This is a genomic window from Nocardia sp. NPDC049190 (assembly GCF_040648115.1).
Classification (GTDB): Bacteria; Actinomycetota; Actinomycetes; order Mycobacteriales; family Mycobacteriaceae; genus Nocardia.
Map to the genome: position 1 here is coordinate 1 of NZ_JBEZDE010000027.1, position 26,286 is coordinate 26,286.

Below are 26,286 nucleotides of genomic sequence, written 5' to 3' on the forward strand. Positions count from 1 at the left end.
TTCCCGGTCCTCCTGCTCAGCGTTTCCGCTGGGCTTCTCGGCTCCGGGTCGGTGTCCGTGTCGCTCTGACTTGGAATAAGTTACGCGGCGGAAAACGCTACGTCAAATCGCGTGAACGAGTAGGCGTTTCGCCAGGTCACAGCCCCGCAGGCCGGGCAGTATCGGGCTTGAATCACACGGATGTGACTCAAACCACTGCGATCTTCATGCATCCGCCCGCAGAACCCCGGCGAGGTTCTTCTTCCCGCGCCGCAGCACCAGCCACCGACCGTGCAAGTAGTCGGCGTCAGCCGGGGTCCATTCGATGTCGGCGATCTTGGCGTTGTTCGCCGATGCTCCGCCTTCCTGTACCGCACGCCGGGCAGCGCCCCGGCTTTCACAGAGACCAGTCGCGACCAGGAGATCCACAATGGTGTTCGGCTCGCCCGCCTTGATCTGCGTGACCTCGCCGTCGACCGCGGCTTCACGCAACGCGGCGCCCAGCGTCGGCTCATCGAGGTCACGCAACTCCCCGCGCCCGAACAGCGCCTGGCTGGCCCGCTGCACCGCAAGGGTGTTCGCCTCGCCGTGCACCAGTGTTGTCATCTCGGCCGCCAGCCTGCGCTGCGCCTGCCTGGCATGCGGCCGCTCGGCGGTCGCCCGCTCCAGCTCGTCGAGCTCCTCGCGGGGCAGGAACGTGAACCAGCGCAGGTAGCGCACCACATCGGCGTCGGCCGTATTCACGAAGTACTGGTACCAGGCGTAGGGGCTGGTCATGTCGGGGTCCAGCCACAGACTGCCCCCGCCCGTGGATTTCCCGAACTTTTTGCCATCGGCGGAAGTGACCAGCGGCACGGTCAACGCATGCACGGACTCCCCGTCGACGCGGCGGTTCAGTTCGACGCCCGCGATGATGTTGCCCCACTGATCGGATCCGCCTACCTGCAGCGTGCAGCCGTAATTGCGACGCAGTTGCAGGTAGTCGTTGGCCTGCAGAAGCATGTAGCTGAATTCGGTGTAGGAGATGCCCTCACTGTCGAGCCGCCGCCTGATGGTGTCCCGGGCCAGCATGACGTTCACCGAGAAATGCTTGCCGATGTCACGCAGGAAGTCGACGACCGACAGCGGCCCGGTCCAGTCCATGTTGTCGACGATGACCGCGCCGGTCGGCGAATCGTCCAAGTCGACGAAACGCGCCAGTTGGGAGCGGATCCGCTCGGCCCAGTCGGCCACCGTGTCGGTCGCGTTCATCGTCCGTTCGCCGACGTCGCGAGGGTCACCGATGAGTCCGGTGGCCCCGCCGGCCAGCACGATCGGGCGATGACCCGCGCGCTGGAAACGCTTCAACGCGAGCAGCGGAATCAGATGACCCGCGTGCAGACTGGCGGCGGTGGGATCGAAGCCGGCATAGAGGGTCAGCTGCCCGGCGATCGCCGCCGCGCGCAGGGCATCCAGGTCGGTGGACTGCGCGATCAGTCCGCGCCAGGTCAGTTCGTCGATGATGTCGCCGGTCACGCTGTCCTATCTTTCCGCACGACGTCGGCGGCCCTGTCCGCGCCTCGGTGTCCTTGCGTGGCGTGAACCGAGGTCGAGCGAGTAGGCACGACTTCAGACCCGGCCATGTTCAGAATTTCGGCGGGTCTCGAGCAACCTGACCGACGTGCCGCCGGAGAACATCGAAGAGGTCGCACCTCTGCAGATCGGTACGCCGATCGGCCTACCGAAGTCGCCGATCGTCGTGTTTGTCGAAAGGCTCAGCGAGACAGCAGCTGCGACACCGCGACGATGGTGTCGCGCCGCCGGGATGCCATCCAGACGAGAAGCATCGCCAGTACCAGGGGAAATGACGCAAGGCCCGGAGCGCCCAGGACGAACGCCTGCGTGGCTGCGGCCAACACCATGACGGTCGAAAGGCCGGCTCCGGTAAGCCCACTCACCCGGGGCACCAGCGGGCCGATACCACCTGGGATCTCGACGACACCGGTAAAGCAGTGGAACCAGTCGCCGAACCCGATCTCATCGAAGATCCGCACAGCAGCGGACTGGTCGGCCAGCTTCGGCGGGATCTGCTGGGTTCATAAAGTGCGGTCGAGCGCCTTGCCCGGGCGATCGACGACGGTGGCGGTGACGGCGACGGTCATGATTCGTTCCTAGAGGTCGGTCGCGCCGGGTGGCGGCGCCTCACCTGATCAGACGCGTGTCCTCGTCCGGATTCATCGCGGCGCACCGAATTGTTCGACCGGTAATCACACCGTTTCCGCGGCGGTCAGCGGGGCGCGGGGGCTGCGCCGATAGACCGAAACGGCCCGTGAACCGGACAACCAGAACCGCCACGGCACATCCGCCGCACTGCTCACGCCCACCCGGGGACCGCTGGCGATCTCAGCAGCCTCGACCGGCCGATGCAACTCCATCCGAATGGCGGAGGATGAATCGAACAGCGGGGTTCCATAGTCGCTCAATGCGATTCCCAGCGCACTGCCGAGGTTGCCGGGGCCGCGCGCGAAATCGAGTTCGGAACGCGCGCCTGGACGCCGCGACCGCACCGTTTCCTGCCCGGCGATCACTTCACCGGAGCGGATCAGTACGGCACTGGCCGTGCCGTCCGGTCCAGTCGTCACGTTCACGCAGGTATGCATGCCGTAACTGAGATACACGTACAACACCCCGGCCGGCCCGAACATCACTCCGTTGCGCTTGGTTCGCCCGCGTCCCGAGTGCGAGGCCGGGTCCGGCCAAGGCCCGGCTGGGTCTCCCCCGTATGCCTCGACCTCGACGATGCGTACCCCGACCGACCCCGACCACAGCGTTGCCCCGAGCAGACGCCGGGCGGCGGCGGGCGGTTCGACGGCGAGTTCCTCGGCAGACACAGGCGCCATTGTGCTCGACGGCCACGACGGAATATCCGCAGGCCACCCGGAGCCCCCGTCGGCCTGCGACGGTATCGGGAGCGACCAGGCAGGAACGAGTCCCTCTCGGCGGGTCCGCGCCGCGCCGTTTGCGACCACCATCCCATTCCGTCGGATCCGGGCCGGGGCAGCTGACCGTGAGCCTCATCGTCAGTTCAACCAGGTCATCGCTGGCGCTTGTCCTTGCCCTCTGCTTCGGCAGGCTTCTGTTCTGACACGAAGACCAGGGAAGTTCGGGCCAGTTCATGGCCGCGGACCTGGAACGAGAGCGGGACTGCGTCGCGGCACGCCGAACACACCGATCTGCTGAGGGCGACACTCGATCGTGTCTTGCCGGCTCGTCGCGACCACGCTAAATTCATCACACAGTGAATTCAACACTCGATGAATTGAGCAGACCGTGTCGCAACTGCTGTCACCTCCCGTCGTCGACGTCCGGAACCTGCGGGTCGTCCGCGGCGGCCGCGAAGTCCTGCACGATGTCTCCCTGACCATTCCGCGCGGCTCCATCACCGGGCTGCTCGGGCCGTCCGGCTGCGGTAAGACCACGCTCATGCGCAGCATCGTCGGCACCCAGATCGTCGAATCAGGGGACGTGTCCGCGCTCGGCCTCCCCGCCGGCTCGGCGGCACTGCGCCATCGGATCGGCTATGTCACCCAGGCGCCGAGCATCTATTCCGATATCAGCGTCCGCGAAAACGTCGCGTATTTCGCCGCGCTCTACGGCCGCGATCGCGATGCCGTCGACGCCGCGGTCGCGGCAGTCGGACTCGGCCCGCACGCCCGACAGCGCGGCGACGAACTCTCCGGCGGCCAGCAGACCCGCGCCTCGCTCGCCTGCGCATTGGTCGCCCAACCGGAGCTGCTGATCCTGGACGAACCCACGGTCGGTCTGGATCCCGTTCTGCGCGTCGATCTCTGGAAACAGTTCCGCGAATTGGCCTCGGGCGGAACGACATTGCTGGTGTCCAGTCATGTCATGGACGAGGCCGACCACTGCGACCGGCTCCTGCTGATGCGCGAAGGGCGCCTGCTTGCCCAGCTCAGCCCCGATGAGCTGCGAGCAGAGACCGGAGAGCAGAACCTGGAGACCGCCTTCCTCACCCTGATCACGATGGGACAGAACGCATGACCGCCACCCTCCCCCTGACGCGACGGACACCGACGCTGCGCCCCTACGCCGCGACCACCGGTCGAATCCTTCGCCAGCTGCGCAACGACCATCGGACGGTCGCGATGATTCTGGTGGTCCCGGCGCTGCTGATGGCACTGCTGTACTTCATCTACCAGGACACCCCGACCAGCCCGCTGAACCCGGTCTCGCTGTTCGACCGGGTCGGCATCAGCATGCTCGGCATTCTGCCGTTCATCGTGATGTTCTTGATCACCGCCATCGCCATGCAGCGCGAACGCACCTCGGGCACGCTCGAGCGGCTGCTGACCACGCCGCTGTCGAAGCTCGATCTGCTCGCCGGGTACGGCACTGCCTTCTCGCTGGCCGCGGCCGCGCAGGCGGTGGTCGCCTGTCTGGTCTCCTTCGGCCTGCTCGGGCTCGACTCGGCGGGCAGTCCCGGCTGGGTGGTGCTGATCGCGGTGATCGACGCGGTATGCGGCGTCGCCCTCGGCCTGCTGGCAAGCGCGTTCGCACGTACGGAATTCCAGGCCGTACAGTTCATGCCGGTTGTGGTGGCGCCGCAAATCTTCCTGTGCGGCTTGCTCGTTCCACGCGGCCAACTGCCCGGTTGGCTGGAGGCGATCAGCAACGTGATGCCATTGAGCTACGCGGTCGATGCGCTGCAACGGGTTTCGACACATCCGGAGGTGACCGGCGAGATGTGGGGCGACCTGGCGATCGTCCTCGGATTCACGATCGTCGCGCTATGCCTGGGCGCTGCGACGCTACGACGGCGGACCGCGTGACGACGGCGGATGACGGATCAGACGGCACCGACCGTCCCAGCCGCTCCGGCCGCAGACCCGGACAGTCGGGCGCCCGCGAGGCCATCCTCGCGGCCGCCCGCACGCGCTTCGCGGATGTCGGCCTGGACAAGACCTCGGTCCGCGCGATCGCCTCCGACGCGGGTGTCGATCCCGCCTTGGTGCACCACTACTTCGGGACCAAACAACAGCTTTTCGCCGCGGTGGTGGAACTGCCGGTGGACCCGGAGGCGACCTTGCGGATCATCGAGTCCGCGCCACTGGACCGGTTGGGCGAGAACATCATTCGCGCGGTGTCCGCCGTGTGGGACTCCCCCGCGGGACCCGGTGTCGTCGCGGTGGTGCGCAGTATCCTGACCGGCGGCGACAACCCGGCCCTGGCAAAGAAGTTCCTGTTGGAAGTCGTCCTGGAGCGCGTCCGGCAGCGTATCGCCACCCTGGACGACGATGGCCGCACCCGGGTCGCGCTGGTCGCATCGCAGATGATCGGTGTCCTGGTGGCCCGCAAGATCGTCGGCGTCGAACCGCTGGCGTCCATGCCCGCGACCGAACTGGTCGCCGCGGTCGGCCCGACGCTCCAGCGCTATCTCACTGGGGACATCGGGCCGATCCAGAACCCCGATCCGCAAGGCGGTCAACGCATTCGCGGAGACGCGGCCGCCAGGTCACTCCACGACTTCGACGATGTCGCCAGGCCATAGATACTCGTAGAACTCCTTGGCGGCCTCATGCAGCATCCGGACACAACCATGCGACTTCTGCTCGATCGGCCCGACATGAAAGGCGATGTCGCCATTGAAGAAAACCGCATACGGCATCGGAGCGTTGTGCATCGTGCTCCAGTGGAATTCCTTCTTGAACGACACGCGGAACACCCCGGGCGGCGTCTCATATCCCGGCATGCCGTGTGAAATCGGAGTCGGGCCGTAGACCACCCGGCCCTCGTCCATCAACCAAGCATCGTCGGTCGACAGGCGCAGACAGGCGCGCGCAGCCGTGGAACATGGCGCCGTGGGCGGTGGGGGCGCCGGGGGTGGAATCAGCGCGGGCATACCAGGGATGTCGGGGCCGCCCGGCCACAGCGGTTCGGCCTGCGCAGGCACCGCCGTCGCCAACCCCGCCGCCATTACACCGAGAAGAATCGCACATCGGGCTGTCCAGTTACGTAAACGCGGTCTGCTCATTACGTTCCTGACCTCTCTACCCTTACGCCACCTGTGTCGCTCACCAGGTTGGTCGGACCGCTCCTTCGCCGGAGCGGGCGGAGCTTTCTGAGGTGTAAATGATCATGGCGGACTCTGCTTCACACGGTCAACGTTCGTACCCGAACGTGACGGATCCGTTGCCGAGCGCTATCGGCACCCACCTCGGCGCAGCAGGACGCAGCAGGACGCAGCAGGACAGGAGTGCGCGGACAGGAAGACAGCAGCAGGCCACGACCGGCCAGGTCCGGTCTCGGGCAGGGATCAGATGTCGGACTGCGCTCCGGTGAACGCATCGTGTTCGGCATCGGTGACATCGCGCGCTTCATCGATGAGCAGAACCGGGATGCCGCCCTCGACCGGGTATGCCCGGCGCAGGCGCGGGTTGTAGAGCAGCGTGCTGCCGTCGGCGGCGTGGACCAGCTGCAGCGGGCCCTTGTCCTGCGGGCAGGCCAGCAGGCTCAGCAGTGTGGCATCCAAGGTGGTGTGCTCAGGCATAAGGTGAACCTACCTGTCGTCGGTGTCCGGCCGGGAACCGTCGGCGTCGGCCGCGGGAGCCCGACGAAACGAGATGTGCCGGTGCGCGAAAAAGCTGGCGGCCGCGACCAGCGCCATCACCACGACCGCCGACGGAATACTCGGCAGGTGCCCGACCGTCACGGCGAGCTGGAGCAGCACCATATTCATCAGCAGCCCACCGGAATTCACGGCGAAGAATGCGACGAAATCGCGCAGCAGGCGCCCTCGCACCCGGAACACCAGAGTGCGGTGCAGGATGAACGCGACGAACACGCTGATGGCATAGGCCGCGGCGGGCGCGACCGCGGGGGGTACCCGATCGCCGAAAACCGCGAGCCACATCACCGTCAACACCATGCCGAGCCCGGTGTTCACCACGCCCACGACGGCGAACGCGATCTCCTGCCGTCGCACCATCCGCAGCAGCGGCCCCGGGTCTGCGGCAACAGTCGCGGATACGTCGACGCGGTCGGGCCCACCTACCGCCGGAGGGTGCGTCTCGGCCACGGGTACCTCGGTGGGCGCCGTGGTTTCCGGGCTTCGCGGGCCCGCGGTGCGCGCACCGACCGCGTCCGCCGCGCTCATCGGACAGCGTCCGCCAGACCGGACTCGGCCGACTCGGACGCAGCGGTGTCCGGTGGCGTCGGCTCGTCGGTCGGCTCGGCCGGCTCATCCGCACGTCGCCTGCCGCGCCGATATGCCCACTCCAGCACCCCGACGCCGAGCAGCCCGAACACTATGGCGGCGCCGCCGATCTTCCAGCCGGGCGGCCGCCAGGTCAGCACCAGGTCACCGGACTTCGTGCCCGCTGGAATATCCACCGCGACAAAGGTCTTCGCGACCACGTCGAAGGGAATGTCGCGACCGTCGAGGGTCACGCGGTAGCCGGGCCAGCCCAGCCGCGCGAACACCACCCGGCCGCCGTCATCCGAACTCACCTGCACCCGGCTGGTCAGATCCGACTCCGAGATCGAGGTGGCGGTCCCGCCCCGCATCGCCGCCACCCGCCCGTTCTGGTTCGAGATCAGGCCGCCTTCGCGTTCCAGCACCGCGATGTACTTCTCGTGGCCCGGGTAATCGACCCATTTCCAGCCGGGCGGGGCGGGCTGGTTGCGCGCGTCCGGATACAGCGCGCGCTGCAGCACAACGCGATCGACTTTCATCAGGTCGACGATGGTTTTTCCGGTGGCCGGCTCGGTCGCGAACGCCCGCCGGTAGGCGTCCGGGCAGACACTGGTGTCCCAGCGCATGCACAGCATCTCGCCGAACCAGAAATGCCCGTTCGGGGTGTATCCGCTGACGTAGGTGAGTTCGAGATCCTTCGCGTAATTCCCGAACACCAGCGACCCGTACGCACCCTGCAGAGTCCGCTCGCCGGGCGGGATCAGCGCACGGTCACCGAGCTGCAGCGTGGTACCCGGAAGATCGGGGAACGCGGCCTTCATCTCCGCCCGGTTCTCCGGCAGATTCCAGCTCATCGGCGTCGGTTGGGCGGCGCGCACCTGGAGGTAGACGATCGGGAATGCCGAAGCGATCACCAGTGCGCACGCCGCGACCATGCCGCGGCTGCGCCCGAGCCACACCACGGCGGACCCGAGCGCCGCGACACCGAGCGCCGCGACGACGTGCCACACCACCTCGTGCGGCGCCGCCGAGAACGATCGCACCCAGAGCAGGCCGATGAGAACCGCGGCGGCGACTGCGCGCCGCCGCCATCCCTCGAAGGTCGCGAAACGCCCGAGCAGCACGCATACCAACACCAACAGCCCGAGCGCGACCATCGGAAGCACCCGAGCCGGCCAGCGCAGGGGGCCGATGGTGCCCGGTCCCGCGGTCCACATCAGGGCCATCACCGCGAACAGTGCGGGCGCGCTGAGCTCCCGCGCCGAATCGAGCGCCTTACGCCAGTCGACGAAGGCCAGCGCGGGAACGAGGAACCAGGCGATGTAGACCACCGGCATCGGCTGCACATAGCCCCACCAAGAGCTGAACGCGGGCAAACTGCTGGGCAGGCTCGCGTTGAGCGACTCCGACCATGGCACGGTGAGGAACTGATCGTTGTTGATCTGCGCGGTACCCCGCCACGTCACCTTCGCCGACAACATGCTCGGCAGGTAGGTCGCCAACCCCGCCAGTGCGGCGAAGGCCGCCATCGTGAGCAGACGCAGCGAGGGACGCCACGCCTTCTGATAGACGAGTTCGCCGATCGCGACGGCACCGATCATCAGACCGGCCTCGACCGCGGGGAAGATGTACTGCACCGAAATTGCCAGGTACAAGAATACGAAGGCCGGAATCGGACCGCCGCGCCCGCGCGCGTACCGCACGCCGGAGGCCCAGGCGTGCACCATCCAGGCGGTCCCGGTGAACGCGGTCATCCAGCTGGCTTCGTCGAAGAACAACAGCCATCCGGTGAAGGGGATGGCACTGCCGGCCACCGCCGCCCAGGACGCCTTCGCACCGTAGACCAGACAGATCCGGAACACACCGAGCCCCAGGATGATGGCGAAGACCAGTTTGACCACGGTGACGTACAGCACAAGGTTGTCGACCGAAGGCGCGATCAGATCGATCAGCAGCTGCGGCGGATTGAGCAGACCCGCCTCTTCGATGGTGTAGTTACCCGCCATCCAGTGCTCGGGAACCAGCACCGGTAACCGCCCGTCGCGCAGATGTCTACCGAGCATCACCCACAGCGGGGTGTACTGCGACTCGGTGTCGTCGGTGTAGAAATGCCGGACGTTGGCGAACAGAACGGCAACATATCCCGCGACTACTCCGAGCGCGGTAATAATCCCCCACTTGTAGACGTCTCGCGAAGCAAGTGTGCTACTTTCCACCACGAGTCACAGACCCTACAGGCAAGCCGCTGCGCTGGCACTGTCCGATGCCGCAAAGTCGATGTCGCCGTAGGCCCGGCGACCGCACCGGCCGCCGCACGAACCCCGCCGGATCGCGTGTTAGAGTTCACGGCGGCTCGGGCTCAGCCACCAGCGACGAGTTCCTGGCACGCCCCGTCGTCGAAAGTCGATCACGCAAATGCCGATTCCTTCCGCACATACTCCCCGGTCCAACCTGGTGGCGTCGAGCGTCCTGTCGCATGCCGGGTCGAATCGCAACGGTTCCGAGCGAGTGCATTCGGTCTCCGTCGTAGTCCCCGTCTACCGAGGCGAGCAGACGATCACCGCGCTGGTGCAGGAGCTGGACCGATATGGTCGGCCGAGTCGCACCAGCGGTGGCATCCCGTTCGTCGTCGACGAGATCATCCTGGTCCATGACAATGGACCGGATCGCTCCGACGTGGTGGTGCAGCGTCTGGCGCACGACTTCCGCCAGGTCCGCGCGGTCTGGCTGAGCCGCAACTTCGGCCAGGACGCGGCGACCATCGCCGGCATGGCGGTCGCGCAGGGCCAGTGGATCGTCACGATGGACGAGGACGGACAGCACGATCCCGTCTTCATCGCGGACTTCCTCGACGCCGCGCTGGCCGAACGGGCCGATCTGGTCTACTCGAAGCCGACGAACACCCGGCCGCACGGCTTTCTGCGCAATCTCACCTCGCGCGGCTCGAAGATCGTGCTGGCCACGGTGTTCGCCTTCCCGGACTCGACCAGATTCGAGAGTTTCCGGCTGATCCGCGGCGACATCGGACGCCAGCTGGCGGAGGTCGCCGCCAATGGCGTCTACCTCGACGTCGCGCTGACCTGGGTGGTCGGCAACGCCATCTCGGCACCGGTGGTGCTGCGCGCCGAAGGACGCGAGGAGTCCGGCTACAACTACCGTCGGCTGTTCTCACTGTTCTGGAAGATGGTGCTGTGCAGCGGAACTCGTGGCCTGCGCTTGGTCAGCCTGCTCGGCGTCACGCTGGCGCTGGCCGGCGGTGTCATGGCGGCGGTCGTCATCTTCCAGGCACTGTTCGGCGCGAACAATGATCCCGAGGGCTGGGCCTCGATGATCGTCGTGCTGCTGCTGTGCTCGGGTGCGATCCTGTTCTCACTCGGCCTTATCGCCGAGTACCTCGGCGTTGCCTTGCATATCCTGGTCGGCAAGCCGCTCTATCTCACCGTCGACTCGCCGACTCCACGACCGGACAGCAACGGACGGACGGGCAGCTCCGAACATCGTGTAACCGAACACCACGCTGCCGTCGTAGCGGCAGTCGCGACCGAGAAGGGCCAGGGGGAGTGACGACGGACCGCATCATCTTCAGTCGGCCGTACCGCGCCGGACGCGAGCTGGCGAACCTCGAGGTGGTGCTGAGCTCCGACCACAGTCACGGCGACGGGCAGTTCACCAGGTCGGTGACGGCGCGGCTGAAGGAGATCACCGGCGCGCCGCACGCGTTGCTGACCACCTCCTGCACCCATGCCCTCGAACTGGGTGGACTGCTGCTCGAACTGGGCCCGGCCGACGAGGTCATCGTGCCGAGCTTCGCGTTCACCTCAGCCGCGACATCGATCGCCCTGCGCGGCGCGACCTGTGTGTTCGTCGACATCGACGAGGAGACGGGCAACATCGATCCCGCGGCGGTCGCCGATGCGATCACCGAGCGCACCAAAGCGGTACTCGTCATGCACTACGGTGGCGTCGCCGCCGACATGGCCGCGCTGCTCGCCCTGGCCGACCGGTACGGACTCGCCCTCATCGAGGACAACGCGCACGGCCTCGGCGGCACCTGGCGCGGCCGCGCGCTCGGCACTATCGGCACCATGGGCACGCAGAGTTTTCACGACACCAAGAATGTGCACTGCGGCGAGGGCGGCGCACTGCTGCTGGCCGATGACATCCTGATGGGGCGCGCCGAGATCATGCGGGAGAAGGGCACCGATCGGGCCCGGTTCCTGCGCGGACAGGTGGACAAGTACTCCTGGCAGGACATCGGCTCCAGCTACCTGCCCAGCGAACTCAACGCCGCGGTCCTCGCCGCCCAGCTCGACGAGTTCGACACGATTCAGCAGCAGCGCCACCGTGTGTGGGACACCTACGCCGCGGCACTCCCCGACTGGGCCGGCCGTAAGGGTGTCCGGCTCATGCAGGTACCGCCGGATCGCGGTCACACCGCGCACCTGTTCTTCCTGCGGATGCCGACCGAGGAGAGCCGCGACGGCATGATCGGGCACCTGGCCGCGCAGGGCATCGTCGCGCCGTTCCATTACATTCCCCTGGATTCCAGCCCGGCGGGGTTGAAGTATGGGCGCACACCGGTTCCCTGCACGCGCAGCGCCGAGTTCTCCGCGACGATCGTGCGGCTGCCGCTGTACCCCATGCTGACGGCCGAGCAGCTCGATCGGGTGATCGACGCCGTCACGGCATACTCGTGGTGAATCTGCTGTCCCGCTGACGCGATGCGCCTCCCCTCGGCGGTCGACCCGGGCTCGATGCCGGGGCCGACCGCCACGGTCAGTCGCCGAGCAGCGTGTGCGCCTGATCCTCGGTGAGGACCTCGTATACCTCCGACGCTCGGTTGTACCACCAGGTGTCCGGCCCCGGCTGCGGCCGACCGGCTGCCTGCACCGCTCGGGCGGAGGGCCGGTAGGACGTACTGCGCGGGATCTCGCGCACCGTGTAGATCAGGTCCGGACGCTGGTCGGGCTCCAGTGCGTGCAGCGCTTCGGTGAGGTCCTTCGGATCGAGTCGGAAGCCCTCGCGCACGGAGACCGCGGCCACCGCGAGGCAATGGTCACCGACGTCGAGGCCGTAGACGACCTCCATGTCGACCGCGGAGATGTCATTGAGCACGTCGACGATCGGCTGGCCGAAAACCGGTCCGCGACGGGTGCGGATGACCGTGTCCGTGCGGTCGATCAGCCAGAAGTCACCGTCACTGTCGCGACGGAACAGGTTCTCGGTCGGCATCCAGGCGTCGCCGGCGGCGAACACGCCGCGTAGGCCGCCTGCGGAGATATCGACGCCGCCGGAGGCTCTACCGAGCAGCAGACCGACCTCGTTGTCCGCGCAGCGACGGGCGAAGCCGGACCGATCGAGCAGGATCCGCTCGGTCATGGGGTCGTAGGCGACCAGTTCCACTTTCGCGGTGCCGGGGACCGGCCTGCCCTTGCACCCCCGCTTCACCCCGGTCACGTTGGCCAGGACCACATCGCCTTCGATCGAGGCGTAGAACTCCAGCACCCCAGCGGGATCGAACTGCTCGACAGTGCGCCGCCACAGCCCCGCCGGCATACCTGATCCGATGAACAGGCGGATCGGGTGGCGATGCCCGGCCGGGAAGACCCTGGCGTCCAGGATGTCGCGCAGCATGGTCCAGGTGTAGGTCACCACGGTGACGCCGTAGCGGTGCACCTCTTCGGTGAAATGTGCCGGGTCGAGCGAACGGGCCAGTGCGATCCGGCTCCCGCCCGCGATCGCGCCACCGAGGCTGACCAGCAATCCGGACGAATGATGCAACGGCGCAAGGCAGTACACCGTGTCGTGTTGGTCGAGGTCTGCGGTGGTCGCGGTGCCGAACGCCGACAGGGCCCAGCGGTGGTTGGTGATGTACTTCGCCTCCAGCCGGTTGCCGGCGCCGGTGACCAGCACGAATGCCAACTCGCGCGCGAGGCCGGGGTCCGGTCGGAACCATGCGGGCAGCTCCACCCCGGCGGGGTCGATCTGTTCCAGGTCGATCACCCGGTCGCTGACGGCAATCGGCAGCTCGCGCGCTTCGCCGCCGCCGAGCACCAGCACCCGGGCGCCGGTCGCCGCGGCCTGTCGTAGGGTCTCCGGATCGGCGATCAGGGTATCGACGCCGGTGAGCTCGATCGCTGGATCCAGTTCGCTGTCGGGGGCAAGCAGCACGGCCACCGCGCCGAGCCGCGACAGAGCGGCCACCGCGGCCAGTCCACTCGGCCGGGTCTCCATCACCACACCGACCCGCATCGCGGGCCGTACGCCGACCGAGACGAGGCCGCGCACCACATTGTCGATACGCACGTTGACTGCCGCATTGGTGTGCACCCGGTCGTCGAACAGGAACAGGTCCTTCAGCGGCGCGCGGCGCGCCTGCTCGGCGATCAGCAGACCGAGCGAGATCCGGGTGTGCGGCTGGATCATGCCCAGACGGGTCAGCCTGGGCAGCGCCCGGGCTGCCTCGCCGGCCAGCTCGATCGAGCCGCGCACGGTATTACCCGCGATGCCTTCCAAGGCCTTCCCCACCCCGGCACCGGCCTCGGCCAGAGTCGCCGCGGTGTGCACGATCCGGGTAGCCGCCGAGCGCGGACGGTTGTTCGGCACGTGCTCGGCCATCGGGACGATCTCCGGCGGCAACGGTGTACCGCCGCTCATCCAGTCGACCCACTGCCGCACCAACGGCCAGGTGTGTTTGGTCGCCGTACTGCCTGCGACCAGGCCGAAGTGTCCGGCCACCAGAATGGCCTCATACACCTCGGCGTTCGGCGCGGCCCGCACCACGCCGCGGACGGCGGCGGGCTGGCCGATATCGTCGACCTCGCCGATGAACGCCAGGATCGGGCATTTCAGTTCGGCCAGCGAGATCGGCTGATCCCGGATCACGAAACCGCCGAGCATCAGCCGGTTGTGCGCGACGAACTGCTTGAGCAGATCCGCCGCGGCCGGCCCCGCATAGCCGACCCAACCGTCACTGTTGAGGAAGCGGCGCTGACGCTCCCGCGGCAGCAATGCCTCGCGGTCGTGCAGCTGACGCAGGAAATCGATCCTCGACTTGGCCGTCTTCACCGGGTCGAGCAATTGGAAGCCGATCCGCACCATCGAATCGGTGATCGGCAGCCGGGTGACCACGTGGTCGGCCAAGAAGGTGGCGACATCCGACACCATCCCGTACGGCAATCCGAACGGCATGCCCGCGACGATGTCGACCGGGGCGCCGAAGGTCACGATGCTGTCCACGCCCTTGCCGTATCGGTAGGCGGTGGTCTGGTAGGCGAACATGCCGCCCTGTGAGTACCCCATCAGGTGCACGCCGTTGCCGGTCGCCGCGGTGACGGTGTCGATAGCGCTGCTGATCGCGAGCACATGGTCGGCGAGGTCGCGTTCCCAGCCGCCCTCCTCACTCGCGGGCGAGCCGAAATCGACTACCCAACAGTCGATTCCACCCCGAGACAGGATGCCGACGGCACCGTCGTCGACGTTCACGTCCCAGATGTCGGCGCTGACCATGAGCGGCGGAACAAGCAAGGCCACGGGACGGCCGGGGGTCGTGTCGTCGGGGAAGTAATGGCGCAGCCGGTACATCCGCCTACGTTCCACGACTTCGAACGGCGACGACTCGACGCCATGGGTCAGACCGCCGAAGCGGATGACCTCCAGGCCGTTCTGCGCGGTGGCCATCAACCGCTGCACCGAGCCCACCACATCCGTCGCACTGATCTTCACGATCGCTCCTGGCCCTACCCTAGAACGTGACTCGCATCACACAACCCGGCGTGCTCAGACGAGCTTGCCACACCACATCTCCATTATGTGTCTGCTGCGACTCGCCGCATGCCCCGGCAGCCAGGGCCGACCCTCCCGAAGGACGGATTTAATAATCAAATGCGCATATGTACGTATCGTCATGTGTCAAACCTGAGAAAACTCATATGAATGGCACAGGCTTTCGCCAGGACCGTTCTGGATCCTTGGCGGTGTACGGGTTCTCGATGAGGTGAGGTGCGCGATGGTCGAGTTCGAGGTCACCGGGACGACGGTGACAATGCACGTTCGCGGTGCGCATCAACTGCTCGCGCTCCGCGACCAGCTGACCTTCGATCTGTCCGACATCAGCGCGATCGGCCGGGCCGGGGTGGATCGCCGCCCGCCGTGGGTGCGCGCACCCGGCACGTTCTTCCCCGGTGTCATCGCGGCGGGCACGTTTCGCGGCAAGGGCCGGAAGGAATTCTGGGACACCCGCTTCGACGGTCGCGCCATCCGGGTCGATCTGGTGGGCGCCGAGGTCACCCGGCTCGTTGTCGATGTCGCCGACCCGGACGCCGAGTTGCGCAAACTCGCCTCCGCCGCGGCCGCCGCCTGATCCGCTCAGGAACCGAACGACCGCAGCGCGCCGGTATACGGCTTGAGTGGCGGCGGCGCGAACTCTCCCCTCCCCGACTTCCGCAGGCCGAGGGTGATGAGCGACTGCACGGTCAGGGTCGCGGCCGCAACTCCGTCGATCACCGGCACACCCAACTCGGCGCCCACGTGGTCGCACAGGTCCGCCATACCGGCGCATCCGAGGACGATGGCATCCGACCCGTCCGCCTCCACCGCGTTCCGGCATGCCTCGGTGATGACCTTGCGCGCGTCCGGATCGGTGTGCAGCGCCAGTACCGGGATCTCGCAGGCGTGGATGCCGCGGCAGAACCGCTGCACCCCGTAGCGTTCCGCCAGATCCGCGGCCCGACCTGTGGTGCGGTTCAACGTGGTGACCACGCTGAATCCACGCCCGAGATGACCTGCCGTGCGCATGGCGGCCTCCGCGATGCCGATCACCGGTCCCCTGGCCAGTTCGCGGGCGGCGTCGAGCCCCGGGTCACCGAAGCAGGCGAGCACATAGCCGTCGACGCCGTCGGCTTCCCCGCGCCGGATCTGGGCGAGCACTCCGGGCACGCTGAGCGCTTCGTCGTAATGGCTCTCGATCGACGCGGGCCCCAGCTCGGAGGTCACCGCATCGAGGAGGGTGCCGGCGCCGGCGACAGCCCTGGCGCACTGCTCGATCATGTCGGTCATCGCCCGGGTGGTGTTCGGGTTGATCACGCGGATACGCATCAGGCGGGAACTTTCCGCGCCGCGCGCCGTGTTCGGGTGGCGAGCAGGTAGTAGACGACGAAACCGAGGCCGCAGCCGATGAACCAGCTGTACTGCGCCGCGGTGTACATGCCGGTGATGTCCCCGGCCAGCACCGGCACGACAGCGACCAGCGCGCCGACCGCCGTGGCGATCACCGCGGCGGGATTATATCCCTTGCGATACCAATAGCGTCCGCTCGGTGACATGGAGAACAGGTCGGCGACCACCACCTGCTGCTTACGCACCTGGTAGTAGTCGGCGATCAGCACACCGAACAGCGGACCGAGGAAAGCCCCGAGCACCTCCAAGGTGTAATGGATGACCTCCGGGTTGTTGTACAGGTTCCACGGCGTGATCAGCACCGAGCCCACCGCCGCGATCATGCCGCCCGCACGCCAGCTGATCCGCTGCGGGCTCACATGGGAGAAGTCGAAGGCGGGCGAGATGAAGTTGGCGACGATATTGATGCCGATGGTGGCAACGGTGAAGGTCAGCGCACCGAGCACGATCGCGAAGGTGCTGTCGATGCGCGCCACCGTGGCGACCGGGTCGGTGATGAGCTCGCCGTAGACCGGAACCGTCAGTGACGCGGTGATCACGACCAGCAGCGAGAACAGCAGGAAGTTCACCGGAAGGCCGAGCAGGTTGCCCCGGCGCACCGCGCCGAACGACTTTCCGTACCGGGAGAAGTCGCCGAAGTTCAGCATCGGACCGGAGAAATAGGACACGACCAGTGCGATAGCGCCGAGCATGACCGGCACCGAATCCCATCCCGTGTACTTCACCGCCCCGAGACTCAGATCGATGGCGCCCCACCCCGCTTTCGCGACCAGGTAGCCGCACAGCAGGATCATCACCACGTACACCGCGGGCCCACAGAAGTCGATGAATCGGCGGATGGACTCCATGCCCCGCCAGAACACGCAGGCCTGCACCACCCAGAGCGTCAAGTAACTGCCCCAGCCCAGCAGCGACAGGCCGAGAAACCCGTGATCCGCGGCTACGGCGTAGGGCGCGAGCGACGGAAAGAGCTTCACCAGAACCACGTCCAGCGCCGCCGAGGCGAGAAACGTCTGGATGCCGTACCAGGCCACCGCGATCAGCCCGCGGATGATCGCCGGAATGTTGGCGCCGAGCACGCCGAACGCGCTGCGGCACATGACCGGATACGGAACGCCGGTCGCCTGACTCGGCTTCGCGACCAGGTTGCAGCAGAAGTACACCACCGTGATGCCGATCAGCAGTGCCGCGAGCACCTGCCAGCTGGCGAGGCCGAGCGCGAACAGGCTCCCCGCGGTGACGTAGCCGCCGACGCTGTGTACGTCCGACATCCAGAACGCGAAGATGTTGTACGAGCCCCAACTCTGCGTGCGCAGCGGCGCCAAGTCCTGGTTGGTCAGCCGCGGATCGTAGTCCCCGGGCGTAGCGGCGGTGGCGGGCTCGACGCTCGGCGGCGCCGCGACGATGGTTTCGGTCATGATCTCCCCGTCCGAAGGGTGGAACTCGATGGGGAAGACGGTAGAAATCCGCCATTGCCCGGCCGTTGCGTCAATATTTCCCGGTTATTGCGCGGCAGATATATCGTCCGGGGCGAGCAGACCGGTGTCGGTCGGCAACATCGCGATTACCGACTCCAAACTGCGATGATGCTGCTCAGCTAGGAACAACAGGCGGTCGACATCCCTGGCGAGGAAGGCGTCGAGCATCAGGACGTGGTCGCGGTGCAGCCGAACTCGATCGGCCGCGCCGACGTGCACCATCGACTGCACCGGCTCGGTGACGTTCCACGCCGATTCGAGCATGTGCAGCAGCCGGAACATCCGTGACGGCCTGGTCAACGCGACATGGAAGGTGCGCGACCTCCGGTGGTAGGCGGCCGGATCGTCGTCGCGGATGGCCTGCTCGAGGCCCGCGTTCAGCGTGAGCAACTCGACGCGGTCGGCGGCAGAGTGATTCATCGCCGCCGCTGTCAGTGCCGCCGTCTCGAGGGTCTCGCGCACAATGTACATCTCGCGCAACTCGGTGGCGGTCAACTGGGCCACCGCGTAGCCGCCGTGCGGCTCGTGCGTGACCAATCCCTCCCCGATCAGCGTTTTGAGCGCCTCCCGGACCGGGATGTGGCTGACCCCGAACAATTCCGCCACCTCACGCAGCGGAATGACAGTGCGCGGCGGCACCGCACCGTCGAGGATCACTCGGCGTAGTTCGCCGAGGATCACCTGCGGGCGACCAGGTTCGTTGACAACCAACCTCGCGAGCAGCGCGGAACGTCGTCTCGAGGGCATGGCAACACGCTATGTGAGCCGTGTTGCGTTCTCGGTCGCCTCTGTGACAGGTAGGAAACGTCTCGGCACCGTCCCGCGGGCACGCGCCAGAGGGGGTGGGGCGTGTCTGTGGGCATGCGATGCTGAAAGGACCGTGACGACAGAGAGTTTTCGATGACAGTTTCGGCAGCACAGTTCGTTGATCGCCGCTTCGCGCGGCTGGTCGCCGAGTTCGACCGGCTGTTCCGGCGGCCGTCCGACGGTGGCGGCGCACTGGCGGTCTACCTGCACGGCGAGCCGATGGTGGATGTCTGGGCCGGATTCGCCCACCCCGAGGTGCCGTGGGCGCGCGAGACCGTCGCCATGGCCTTCTCCACCGGCAAGGGCGTCGCGAGCACGCTGGTGCACCGGCTGGCGGAGCGCGCGTTGATCGACTACGACGAACCGGTCGCGACCTACTGGCCCGAGTTCGCCGCAGCGGGCAAAGAACGCATCACCGTGCGCGCGATGCTCACCCATCGGGCCGGGTTGCATCGCTTGCGCGGCTTGCTGCCGGGGCCGATCGAGCGATTCTTCGACGACGCGGCGGTGACCGCGGCACTCGCCGCCGCCGCTCCCGACCCACGGCATCTGGTCACCAGCGGTTATCACGGCATCACCTACGGACATCTGGCCGCGGAGTTGGTACGGCGGGTTACCGGCGCGGAATTCATCGATGTGTTGCGCACCGAGATCGCGAAGCCGCTGGCGGCCGAGGAACTCTGGTTTCGCGTGCCGGAATCCGAACGCGGGCGCATCGCCACCAATTTCCCGCGCCTGACGGTCGCGGGGATGGACTGGGACCGTGGCTCCCGGTTGCTGGGGCACACCCGATTCGCGGCCGCCGTCGATACCACCCCCTTGGGGTTCGCCGAGTTCATTTCCGATCCGCGCCTGCACGACTCGGTGATGCCCGGCCTCAACGGCGTCTTCTCCGCCCGCGCGCTGGCCCGCGTGTACGGCGCGCTGGCCAACGGCGGACACCTCGACGGCTATCAGGTGCTGCGCCCGGACACCATCGAGCGGATGACCAAGCGCCAAGTGTTCACCCCCGACTACGTCCTCGCCTTCCGGATTCCCTGGGCACTCGGTTACCACGGCGTGCCCATGAAGCCGTCCAAGTCGGACCCGGTGTCGGCGTTCGGGCACTTCGGCCTCGGCGGTTCGGGCGGATTCGCCGATCCTGCGACCGGGATGTCACTCGGCTTCGTCACCAACCGTCTCGGCGGCAGACTCACCCCACTCGGCGACGCCCGCCTGGCCCGGCTCAGCGCACTGGCGCACAACCTCGCCAAAGCGGCCTGACAGCAACCCGGCACACCCGCTCCGTCGTCGCGCGTTTGCACGGTGGCGGTGGCACCATGAGCGTCATGGAGCTGGTCGGAGTGAAGCAGGTGCAGGCAGCAACCCGGTTGCTGGCGCCGGTGATTCGGCGGACGCCGATGGTGGCGTCCCGGGTGTTGTCCGATCGCGCGGGTGCCGACGTGTGGCTGAAATGTGAGAATCTGCAGCGGACCGGGTCGTTCAAACCCCGCGGCGCCTACAACCGCATCGCGAACCTGCCGGACAAGGTGCGGGCGCGCGGAGTCGTCGCGGCGAGCGCGGGCAACCACGCGCAGGGGGTCGCGTGGTCGGCCAGCTCGCTCGGCATCGCGTCGACGGTGTTCATGCCGGTGGGGGCCTCGCTGCCGAAGCTGGTCGCGACCAAGGCGTACGGCGCGCAGGTACGTCAGGTCGGCGAGACCGTCGACGACTCGCTGGACGCCGCGCTGGAGTTCGCCGATCGGACCGGCGCGACACTGATCCACCCGTTCGACCATGCCGACATCGTGGCCGGGCAGGCGACGGTGGGCGTGGAGATCCTGGAGCAACTGCCGGAGGTGGGGACGGTGATCGTGCCCACCGGTGGTGGCGGTCTATTGGCCGGAGTCGCGGTCGCGCTCCACCACTTGGCGCCGGATGTGCGAGTGATCGGGGTGCAGGCGGCGGAGGCGGCCGCGTGGCCGGACTCGCTGGCGGCAGGCAAGCCGGTGCGGGTCGGGCGGATGTCGACGATGGCCGACGGCATCGCGGTCGGCCGTCCGGGTGCCGTACCGTTCGCCCATGTCGCCGAGCACGTTCCCACTGTGCTGACGGTGGACGAGGAGGCACTGTCGACAGCGCTGCTGCTGTGTTCGGAGCGGGCCAAGCTGATCGTCGAACCCGCCGGGGCGGCAGCAGTTGCCGCGCTCATGAGTCGCGCACCAGAGGATCTCGAGCTGCGGGGTCCGGTGTGCGCGATCCTGTCCGGCGGCAATATCGATCCGCTGCTGCTGACCAGGCTGATCGGCCACGGCCTGAGCGCGGCCGGGCGCTATCTGGCCGTGCGCGTGACCATTTCGGACCGGCCGGGCGAGCTGGTCGCCCTGCTGTCGGTGGTCGGCAAGACCGGGGCCAGTGTGGTGGACGTGGCGCACTCGCGCACCGGCACCTGGCTGGCCGTGGACGAGGTCGAGGTGTCGCTGACACTGGAGACCCGCGGGCCCGACCATCGCGATGACGTGCTCACCGCCCTGACCAATGCGGGATACGCTGTGCGCGTGGCGGACCAGCTGTACTGACGTGCGCGGGTCGTGAACGCGGTCGCCCGGTGGGTGTCCACCGCGGTGATCGTAGTGGGTAACCAGTCGGTGAACCCCGCGCAGCGTTCGGCGTCGCTGTAGGAGCTACGGCGGGCACAGGCACTCGTCGAACACGGTGCGGTGGAAGCGCTCCCTGTCTCCGGTTCGGCGGATCCGCCGTTCTTGCGGGGTGCGCGCCACGACACCGCTCTCGATAGCTTCGGTCGCGCCGAACGATCCGACCGTGCCGACCGCTATTACCGGCGGCACGCCCGCATCAACCGGTCAGCACGTGCGTTTGTAGAAGTACTTCGCGTTGGCGTCCATGTCCGTCTGGGTGATCGCGATCATCGCCGTCTGGATATTCCTGGTGACCGGTTTGCCCTCCAGGGCAGCGACCACCTGGTCGACGCCGGTGGCGCCGATCCCGGCCGGGTCCTGGGCGATGAGGGCCTGCACAGTTCCTGCTTTCAGATCCTCGACCTGTTTGGGGCTCGCGTCGAAACCCACGAGCTTCACCTGCCCGAGTTTGTTGGCGTTGCGCAGCCCGGTGGCGGCGCCCTCGGCCGAACTCAGGTTGGTGGCGAACACCCCCGCGAGGTCCGGGTGTGCGGCCAACGTCGCGGTGATGATCGACGCCGCCTGCGCGGCCTCGTTGTTGTTGTATTGCACACCCAGCGCGGTAATGCCCGGGTAGTTCTTGATCGCGTCCTGGAAACCTTCGGCCCGCTCATCGGTGGTCGAGGTACCGGCTTTGGTGTTGATCACCAGCACCGGCCCCTTCTCCCCCACCAGCTTCGCCAGTGTCGCGGCCGCGAGCGCACCGCCCTTCTTGTTGTCCGACGAGATCGACGACAGCGCGACGGACGTGTCCTGCAGCGCGGTGTCCACCTCGACGATCTTGATCCCGGCGTTCTCGGCCTGCGCGAGCGGACCGGCCATGGCCGTGGCGTGCGTCGGAGCGATCAAGATGCCGGCCGGCCGGTTGGCCACCACGCCGGTGAGCACCGGGGTCTGCGCGCCCGCGTCGAATTTCGTGGGCGCCTGGGTGTCGAGCCGGTACCCTAGCTTCGCTGCCTCGTCCCGCGCACCGCACTGCATCGAGATGTAGAACGGCTCGTCGGCCACGCCCGGGATCAACACCAACTGCTTGCTGTCCGCGCCGCCCGAATTACTCACCTTTCCACTGCAACTCGTCACGAGCGCGCCAACCGCGACCATCGTGCCGATCACTAAGACGGTCCGCTTCACCACGGTCCGATACGCCACCCTCATCCGGCAACCTCCACATACTGTGCGCTGGTACTGCAAAATCTCTACTTCCGGTCCCGCGCCCGCCGGCGGATCTGGTCGAACCAGACCGCGGCGACCAAGACCACACTCACCGCGATCGGCTGCCAGAACACCGGAACCTGCGCGATGACGAACCCCTTCTTCAGCACCGAGGGGATGAACACGCCGATCACCGTGCCCACGATCGAGCCGGCGCCGCCGAAAAGGCTTGTCCCACCGATCACCACGCCCGCGATCGCGTCCAGGTTGTCGGTGCCGTGCCCGCCGATGGTGGTGGTACCGAAGTAGGCCAGGTTCATGAACCCCGCCAATCCGGCCAACAGCCCGGTGAGCAGATACACCAGCACCAGATGCCGGGTCACCGCGATGCCGGAGCGGTGGGCGGCCTCCCGGTTGGAGCCGATCGCATAGGTGTGGCGGCCGAAACGGGTGGTGTGCAGCACCCAGGCGGCCAGCACCGTCACGGCCGTGGCCACCAGCACCAGGTTCGGCACTCCGCCCAGCGAGGTACCGAACCCCAATGAGTCACGCAACTTTTCGGGCACCGTGCGGGTATCCACGCCGCCGGTGATCAGCTGGGCCGCGCCGAGTGCCGCGCCGAAGGAACCCAGCGTGACGATCAGCGGCGGAATCCCGGCCTTGGCCACGAGCAGACCGTTGAGCAGGCCCCAGCCCGCGCCTCCCGCGAGCGAAAGAAGCAGTCCGACGGCGATGACGCCCCAGCCCGCACCGGTGGCGTCCGCGTTCGGACTGAGCCACTCCATGGACTTCGCGCCGAGCACACCCGCGAAGATCAGCACCATGCCGACCGAGAGGTCGATGCCCGCGGTGATGATCACGAAGGTCATCCCGACCGAGAGCACCAACAGCACGGATGTCTCGATCAGCAGCGTCTGCAGGGTGAATCGGGTGGGGAACGCGTCGGGCCGGATCACGCTGAACACCACGCACAACACCACCAGCACGATGCCGATCCACACGGTGCTCGCGCCGAGCAGTCGTTGCAGTACGGTGCGCTCGATCGGTTCGCCGCCGGCGGCGACCTCGACATCGCTCATGTGGTGTCCTCCTGCGACAACGCGCCGGTCATGGCACCGACGAGGTCTTCCAATGTGGCGTCGGCGGCGGTGAACCTGGCTACCCGTCTGCCGAGCCGCAACACCTCGATGCGATCGGCGACCGCGCGAACCTCCGGCATGTTGTGGCTGATCAGCACCACGGCGACACCTTGGTCACGGACCCGGCGGATGACGTCGAGAACACGCTCGCGCTGCACGACGCCCAGCGCCGCGGTCGGCTCGTCCAGGAAGACGACCTTGCTCGCCCACAGCACCGCCCTGGCCACGGCGACGCTCTGGCGCTGGCCCCCCGACAGCGCGCCGATCGGAACGTCGGCACTTTGCAGCGTTACGCCGAGCCGCCGGAAGTGGTCGATCGCCTGACTTCGCATCGCGGCCTTGTCCAGCATCCCCAGTGTGCCGGCGAGGCCCTTGCGGAGTACTTCCCGACCGAGGAATAGATTGGCGGCGGGGTCGAGATCGGGAGCGACGGCGAGATCCTGGTACACGGTCTCCACACCGAGCTTTCGTGCCGTCGTCGGGGAATTCAGCACGACCGGAACTCCGTCCAGCACGATCGTTCCGGAGTCGGGTTGCTCGGCCCCGGAAAGACATTTCACCAGGGTCGATTTTCCGGCGCCGTTGTCCCCGATCAATGCGACGACTTCACCGGCGTTCACCTGAAAATTCGCGCCCCGCAATGCCGCCACGCCGCCATAGTGCTTCACCAGTCCGGCCGCTTCCAACACAACGGGGGATTCACGGGGCGACCCCGTCCGTTTCGCGGAATCTTCGGAGGTCATCGGACACGTCCGCGTGGTCTTTGCTGAGCGAACGTCCGATCCATCGCCCGATATTACGTTCGCCTGCTCGCCAGTGGAAGATATTCGGAAAAATGCAAAGAACGCAACGGAGCCGAACGATACGACCATTCTCAGGTGGGTAGAAAATAACGAACTAAAGGCCGGACAGGTCGACTCGCGCGGTATTCGACGCCGGTCGAGAAGGTCAGTGCACTCCGCCGAGTTCCAGCGCGAGCACACCGAGGATCACCAGTCCGATGCCGCCGACTTGCACCAGGGTCAGTCGTTCGTTCAGGAACAGCACGCCGATCATGGCGATCGTGGCGACACCGACCGCCGACCAGATGCCGTAGGCCACCCCGATCGGCATGCCGCGCATCAACACCTGGGACAGGAAGAAGAACGCCGCGCCGTAACCGATCACCACCACGATCGACGGCACCACATTGCTGAACCCGTGGGAATATTTCAGCGAAACGGTCGCGGTCACCTCGGAGGCAATGGCGCAGGCGAGCAGTAGCAAGGTCATCGCCGCAGCGTAGCCAGCAAGGCTACGTCCGGCGAGCGGTCCGCTGCGTGGCTTCTCAGCGCCGAGAAGTCCGGCCCCGCTTCGACTATCCCGCGACAATACGATCGGCCGATGATCGGCGAGCTGGACGTGGCAGTGGCGGAGTTTCCCTTCGGCGAAATGACCTGCAACGAAATGTCGTTCACCGAACGCGACGAACGGTATCGACGACTACACGAGTGGCCGGAGCCGACCTATCCGCACCCATCCGGACTGCGCATGATCTGGAAATACGCCGACGTGCGCGAGGTATTGGACGCGACGACACCCGGATTGTCCACCGCGAATTCATTGGATCCACTGGTGGGTTTCGGGCGGATCGCGGCAACGCCGCGCGCCCTCCCGCATGTCGTCCGGCACCTGGTTCCGCCGCCCGCCGCGGCGACCGCCAACCTCACCGACGACCAGTTGCACAAGCGGGTGTGGAGCACCATGGCCGGTCCGACGGGCCACTTCACGATCGCGCCTGGCGAGCGGACGCACCGTGCCGCGGCCATGGCTGAGCACTTCCATGCGGTGTGCGATTCGTTGCACCAGCCCCGCGCGGGCGCCCACCTCGACGTCACCACAATCTCGATCGCGTATGCCGCGCAGACGGTGGGCGCGGCCGTCGGCTTGCCCCCGACGGACTGGCCGCAGGTGGCGGTCTGGAGCGGCGCGCAATCGGGGCTGCTCGGCCGGGCCATGCGGGGCCGCGAACTGGCCGATGCGGTCCGCGCGCTCGGCTGGTTGTTCACCGTGAGCAGCCGGGCCACCCGGGCCCGTCGCGGCGACGAGGCGACCGGCTTCGCACGCAGATTGCGCGACGCGGGGATCTCCCGTCGAATTGCCGTGTCGGCCATGGCGAATTCGCTTGCCGCCGGGGTACACACCGTGAGCGGCACCCTCCAGCAAGGCGTGCAGCGATTGCTCGCCGACCCGGAGCGGAAATGGTGGAAACTGCTGACCGAGCCGGAGGGTTGCGCGCGGGTCGCCGCGAAACTGCTCCAGCTCGACCCGGGACTAGTGGCGTGGAAACGTCGCGCCGAGACACCGGTCGTCCTGCGCAGCGGCACGCAGCTTCCCGCCGGACCGCTGCTGGTCATGTTCGGTGCGGCGAACCGAGACCCGGCGGCCTTTCCGGACTGCCTGGACCTGCACGGGTCCGGCAAGTTGCCGTTGACCTTCGGGTTCGGCAGACACATCTGCCCCGGCAAGAGCATGGCCACGCTCGCCGTCGAAGTGTTCCTTCGTCAGCTGTATGAACTGGCGCCCGACGCCGAACTCGTACCGCACGCCGGTCACACGGCGCCGCGACGAAGCGATCTGCTGTTCAGCGGAGCCGACATCACCGTCCGCTGGTAGACACCGCGCCTACCGAGTCCGCGCACCAC

Annotated in this window: 24 protein-coding genes; 9 read left to right on the forward strand and 15 right to left on the reverse strand. The window is 67.2% G+C overall.

Features of this window, described 5'->3' with window-relative positions:
- Window positions 1–204: 204 nt before the first annotated feature.
- The 3 genes from tyrS to AB0B25_RS22195 form a co-directional block, all read right to left on the reverse strand.
- On the reverse strand, window positions 205–1,494 hold the full coding sequence (tyrS, locus tag AB0B25_RS22185) for a tyrosine--tRNA ligase (RefSeq protein ID WP_357182565.1): 1,290 nt from the start codon (window positions 1,492–1,494) through the stop codon (window positions 205–207).
- Between the two features lie 239 nt (window positions 1,495–1,733).
- Window positions 1,734–2,045, reverse strand: a complete 312-nt coding sequence (locus tag AB0B25_RS22190; protein WP_357182760.1) for a DoxX family protein — start codon at window positions 2,043–2,045, stop codon at window positions 1,734–1,736.
- Between the two features lie 180 nt (window positions 2,046–2,225).
- Window positions 2,226–2,858, reverse strand: a complete 633-nt coding sequence (locus AB0B25_RS22195) for a DNA-3-methyladenine glycosylase (protein WP_357182567.1) — start codon at window positions 2,856–2,858, stop codon at window positions 2,226–2,228.
- A gap of 439 nt (window positions 2,859–3,297) precedes the next feature.
- Here AB0B25_RS22195 and AB0B25_RS22200 point away from each other — a divergent pair, with 439 nt between their 5' ends.
- From AB0B25_RS22200 to AB0B25_RS22210, 3 genes are read left to right on the forward strand one after another with little or no spacing between them, the layout of a single operon-like run.
- Window positions 3,298–4,020 carry an ABC transporter ATP-binding protein gene (locus AB0B25_RS22200; protein ID WP_357182763.1) on the forward strand — a complete coding sequence of 241 codons (723 nt, stop codon included), beginning with the start codon at window positions 3,298–3,300 and terminating at the stop codon, window positions 4,018–4,020.
- Window positions 4,017–4,808: an ABC transporter permease gene (locus AB0B25_RS22205; RefSeq protein ID WP_357182570.1), complete on the forward strand. Its 792-nt coding sequence runs from the start codon at window positions 4,017–4,019 to the stop codon at window positions 4,806–4,808. Before AB0B25_RS22200 ends, AB0B25_RS22205 begins: the two co-directional genes overlap by 4 nt.
- The gene (locus AB0B25_RS22210) at window positions 4,805–5,527 is read left to right on the forward strand and encodes a TetR family transcriptional regulator (RefSeq protein WP_357182572.1); all 723 of its coding nucleotides are present in this window, start codon (window positions 4,805–4,807) and stop codon (window positions 5,525–5,527) included. Before AB0B25_RS22205 ends, AB0B25_RS22210 begins: the two co-directional genes overlap by 4 nt.
- Here the strand turns inward: AB0B25_RS22210 and AB0B25_RS22215 are convergent.
- From AB0B25_RS22215 to AB0B25_RS22230, 4 genes are all read right to left on the reverse strand, one after another.
- Window positions 5,492–6,010 (reverse strand): L,D-transpeptidase, encoded by a 519-nt coding sequence (locus tag AB0B25_RS22215; RefSeq protein ID WP_357182575.1) that lies wholly within the window; start codon window positions 6,008–6,010, stop codon window positions 5,492–5,494. The genes AB0B25_RS22210 and AB0B25_RS22215 overlap by 36 nt on opposite strands.
- A 282-nt stretch (window positions 6,011–6,292) precedes the next feature.
- Complete coding sequence (locus tag AB0B25_RS22220) at window positions 6,293–6,526, reverse strand: Trm112 family protein (RefSeq protein WP_357182577.1); 234 nt, start codon at window positions 6,524–6,526, stop codon at window positions 6,293–6,295.
- A gap of 9 nt (window positions 6,527–6,535) precedes the next feature.
- Window positions 6,536–7,132, reverse strand: a complete 597-nt coding sequence (locus AB0B25_RS22225; protein ID WP_357182580.1) for a GtrA family protein — start codon at window positions 7,130–7,132, stop codon at window positions 6,536–6,538.
- Window positions 7,129–9,387 carry a hypothetical protein gene (locus AB0B25_RS22230; RefSeq protein WP_357182765.1) on the reverse strand — a complete coding sequence of 753 codons (2,259 nt, stop codon included), beginning with the start codon at window positions 9,385–9,387 and terminating at the stop codon, window positions 7,129–7,131. Before AB0B25_RS22230 ends, AB0B25_RS22225 begins: the two co-directional genes overlap by 4 nt.
- A gap of 292 nt (window positions 9,388–9,679) precedes the next feature.
- Between AB0B25_RS22230 and AB0B25_RS22235 the strand changes: the two genes are divergently transcribed.
- Window positions 9,680–10,735, forward strand: a complete 1,056-nt coding sequence (locus AB0B25_RS22235) for a glycosyltransferase (RefSeq protein WP_357182768.1) — start codon at window positions 9,680–9,682, stop codon at window positions 10,733–10,735.
- Complete coding sequence (gene rffA / locus AB0B25_RS22240; RefSeq protein ID WP_357182582.1) at window positions 10,732–11,871, forward strand: dTDP-4-amino-4,6-dideoxygalactose transaminase; 1,140 nt, start codon at window positions 10,732–10,734, stop codon at window positions 11,869–11,871. The genes AB0B25_RS22235 and rffA overlap by 4 nt, the downstream gene beginning before the upstream one ends.
- Before the next feature lie 76 nt (window positions 11,872–11,947).
- On the opposite strand, the gene AB0B25_RS22245 is transcribed toward rffA, so the two are convergent.
- Window positions 11,948–14,896: an AMP-binding protein gene (locus tag AB0B25_RS22245; RefSeq protein WP_357182585.1), complete on the reverse strand. Its 2,949-nt coding sequence runs from the start codon at window positions 14,894–14,896 to the stop codon at window positions 11,948–11,950.
- Between the two features lie 283 nt (window positions 14,897–15,179).
- Here AB0B25_RS22245 and AB0B25_RS22250 point away from each other — a divergent pair, with 283 nt between their 5' ends.
- Window positions 15,180–15,533 carry a hypothetical protein gene (locus tag AB0B25_RS22250; protein WP_357182587.1) on the forward strand — a complete coding sequence of 118 codons (354 nt, stop codon included), beginning with the start codon at window positions 15,180–15,182 and terminating at the stop codon, window positions 15,531–15,533.
- Window positions 15,534–15,538: 5 nt separating this feature from the next.
- Here AB0B25_RS22250 and AB0B25_RS22255 read toward each other — a convergent pair whose 3' ends face one another.
- From AB0B25_RS22255 to AB0B25_RS22265, 3 genes are all read right to left on the reverse strand, one after another.
- A complete protein-coding gene (locus tag AB0B25_RS22255; protein ID WP_357182589.1) occupies window positions 15,539–16,267 on the reverse strand; it encodes an aspartate/glutamate racemase family protein in 729 nt (242 codons plus the stop codon).
- On the reverse strand, window positions 16,267–17,766 hold the full coding sequence (locus AB0B25_RS22260; RefSeq protein WP_357182592.1) for an NCS1 family nucleobase:cation symporter-1: 1,500 nt from the start codon (window positions 17,764–17,766) through the stop codon (window positions 16,267–16,269). Before AB0B25_RS22260 ends, AB0B25_RS22255 begins: the two co-directional genes overlap by 1 nt.
- Before the next feature lie 84 nt (window positions 17,767–17,850).
- A complete protein-coding gene (locus tag AB0B25_RS22265) occupies window positions 17,851–18,573 on the reverse strand; it encodes a GntR family transcriptional regulator (RefSeq protein ID WP_357182595.1) in 723 nt (240 codons plus the stop codon).
- A gap of 153 nt (window positions 18,574–18,726) precedes the next feature.
- Here AB0B25_RS22265 and AB0B25_RS22270 point away from each other — a divergent pair, with 153 nt between their 5' ends.
- Both AB0B25_RS22270 and ilvA read left to right on the forward strand, forming a co-directional pair.
- Entirely contained in the window at window positions 18,727–19,896 is a 1,170-nt protein-coding gene (locus AB0B25_RS22270) for a serine hydrolase domain-containing protein (RefSeq protein ID WP_357182597.1), read from the forward strand.
- Between the two features lie 56 nt (window positions 19,897–19,952).
- Window positions 19,953–21,191 carry a threonine ammonia-lyase gene (gene ilvA, locus AB0B25_RS22275; RefSeq protein ID WP_357182600.1) on the forward strand — a complete coding sequence of 413 codons (1,239 nt, stop codon included), beginning with the start codon at window positions 19,953–19,955 and terminating at the stop codon, window positions 21,189–21,191.
- A 285-nt stretch (window positions 21,192–21,476) separates the two neighbouring features.
- Here ilvA and AB0B25_RS22280 read toward each other — a convergent pair whose 3' ends face one another.
- The 4 genes from AB0B25_RS22280 to AB0B25_RS22295 all read right to left on the reverse strand — a co-directional run bounded on the left by AB0B25_RS22280 (window position 21,477) and on the right by AB0B25_RS22295 (window position 24,874).
- On the reverse strand, window positions 21,477–22,370 hold the full coding sequence (locus tag AB0B25_RS22280; protein ID WP_357182603.1) for an ABC transporter substrate-binding protein: 894 nt from the start codon (window positions 22,368–22,370) through the stop codon (window positions 21,477–21,479).
- Window positions 22,371–22,507: 137 nt separating this feature from the next.
- On the reverse strand, window positions 22,508–23,542 hold the full coding sequence (locus AB0B25_RS22285) for an ABC transporter permease (protein WP_357182605.1): 1,035 nt from the start codon (window positions 23,540–23,542) through the stop codon (window positions 22,508–22,510).
- A complete protein-coding gene (locus tag AB0B25_RS22290; protein ID WP_357182607.1) occupies window positions 23,539–24,345 on the reverse strand; it encodes an ATP-binding cassette domain-containing protein in 807 nt (268 codons plus the stop codon). The genes AB0B25_RS22285 and AB0B25_RS22290 overlap by 4 nt, the downstream gene beginning before the upstream one ends.
- A 205-nt stretch (window positions 24,346–24,550) precedes the next feature.
- A complete protein-coding gene (locus AB0B25_RS22295) occupies window positions 24,551–24,874 on the reverse strand; it encodes a multidrug efflux SMR transporter (RefSeq protein ID WP_357182610.1) in 324 nt (107 codons plus the stop codon).
- Window positions 24,875–24,985: 111 nt separating this feature from the next.
- On the opposite strand from AB0B25_RS22295, the gene AB0B25_RS22300 reads away from it, so the two are divergent.
- Window positions 24,986–26,257, forward strand: coding sequence for a hypothetical protein (locus tag AB0B25_RS22300; protein ID WP_357182612.1), 1,272 nt, complete (start codon window positions 24,986–24,988; stop codon window positions 26,255–26,257).
- Window positions 26,258–26,286 lie beyond the last annotated feature (29 nt).

Excerpts from the sequence above, each read along its gene's own strand:
- AB0B25_RS22205 (WP_357182570.1), top strand. The coding sequence starts at position 4,017 with ATGACCGCCACCCTCCCCCTGACGCGACGGACACCGACGCTGCGCCCC.
- AB0B25_RS22285 (WP_357182605.1), bottom strand. The coding sequence starts at position 23,542 with ATGAGCGATGTCGAGGTCGCCGCCGGCGGCGAACCGATCGAGCGCACC.
- AB0B25_RS22225 (WP_357182580.1), bottom strand. The coding sequence starts at position 7,132 with ATGAGCGCGGCGGACGCGGTCGGTGCGCGCACCGCGGGCCCGCGAAGC.
- AB0B25_RS22195 (WP_357182567.1), bottom strand. The coding sequence starts at position 2,858 with ATGGCGCCTGTGTCTGCCGAGGAACTCGCCGTCGAACCGCCCGCCGCC.
- AB0B25_RS22260 (WP_357182592.1), bottom strand. The coding sequence starts at position 17,766 with ATGACCGAAACCATCGTCGCGGCGCCGCCGAGCGTCGAGCCCGCCACC.
- AB0B25_RS22290 (WP_357182607.1), bottom strand. The coding sequence starts at position 24,345 with ATGACCTCCGAAGATTCCGCGAAACGGACGGGGTCGCCCCGTGAATCC.
- AB0B25_RS22215 (WP_357182575.1), bottom strand. The coding sequence starts at position 6,010 with ATGAGCAGACCGCGTTTACGTAACTGGACAGCCCGATGTGCGATTCTT.
- AB0B25_RS22295 (WP_357182610.1), bottom strand. The coding sequence starts at position 24,874 with ATGACCTTGCTACTGCTCGCCTGCGCCATTGCCTCCGAGGTGACCGCG.
- AB0B25_RS22270 (WP_357182597.1), top strand. The coding sequence starts at position 18,727 with ATGACAGTTTCGGCAGCACAGTTCGTTGATCGCCGCTTCGCGCGGCTG.
- AB0B25_RS22255 (WP_357182589.1), bottom strand. The coding sequence starts at position 16,267 with ATGCGTATCCGCGTGATCAACCCGAACACCACCCGGGCGATGACCGAC.
- AB0B25_RS22265 (WP_357182595.1), bottom strand. The coding sequence starts at position 18,573 with ATGCCCTCGAGACGACGTTCCGCGCTGCTCGCGAGGTTGGTTGTCAAC.
- ilvA (WP_357182600.1), top strand. The coding sequence starts at position 19,953 with ATGAGCGTCATGGAGCTGGTCGGAGTGAAGCAGGTGCAGGCAGCAACC.
- AB0B25_RS22220 (WP_357182577.1), bottom strand. The coding sequence starts at position 6,526 with ATGCCTGAGCACACCACCTTGGATGCCACACTGCTGAGCCTGCTGGCC.
- AB0B25_RS22300 (WP_357182612.1), top strand. The coding sequence starts at position 24,986 with ATGATCGGCGAGCTGGACGTGGCAGTGGCGGAGTTTCCCTTCGGCGAA.
- AB0B25_RS22250 (WP_357182587.1), top strand. The coding sequence starts at position 15,180 with ATGGTCGAGTTCGAGGTCACCGGGACGACGGTGACAATGCACGTTCGC.